Source organism: Candidatus Hydrogenedentota bacterium (assembly GCA_016791475.1).
Classification (GTDB): Bacteria; Hydrogenedentota; Hydrogenedentia; order Hydrogenedentales; family JAEUWI01; genus JAEUWI01.
On record JAEUWI010000405.1, the window covers coordinates 1 to 546 of the forward strand.

At 64.7% G+C, this 546-nt stretch carries 1 protein-coding gene; it reads left to right on the top strand.

Annotation, left to right across the window (positions count from 1 at the left end):
* Positions 1–546, top strand: a 546-nt coding sequence (locus tag JNK74_29920) for a sigma-54-dependent Fis family transcriptional regulator (GenBank protein MBL7650388.1), incomplete at both ends; no start/stop codon positions are given.

Genomic DNA, 546 nt, shown 5'->3' on the forward strand with positions numbered 1-546 from the left:
AGCTGCTGCGGGTGCTGGAGACAAGCACCTTCCGACGGGTCGGCGGAGCGAAGACGCTGAAGGCCGACGTGCGCTTCGTCGTGGCCACCAACCGTGACCTGGCCGAACTGAGCCAGGTCGGCAGTTTTCGTAGCGATCTCTATTTCCGGCTGGCCAGTTTCGTCATTCAGGTGCCGCCCCTGCGCGAGCGGCGCGACGACATTCCCTTGCTGGCCATGCATTTCCTGCAACGCTTCTCGCGCGGCATCGAACGCAAGCTGACTGCCGAGGCGCAAAAACTGCTGGTTGCCTACGACTGGCCGGGCAATGTGCGCGAACTGCGCAACCTGATCGAACGGGCGGCGATCCTGGCCGGCCGGGACGAGCGTATCCGGCCGGAACATTTCGGGCCGCTGTTGTCGCGCCGGGACGACGCCGTGATCTACGCCTTCGAACACCAGCCGAAACTGGCCGATGTGGAGCGCGAATGCCTGCGCCAGAGCCTGATCCGGCATGCCGGAAACCGTGCGCAGGTGGCTGCTGTTCTGGGGATCAGCGAACGCAACA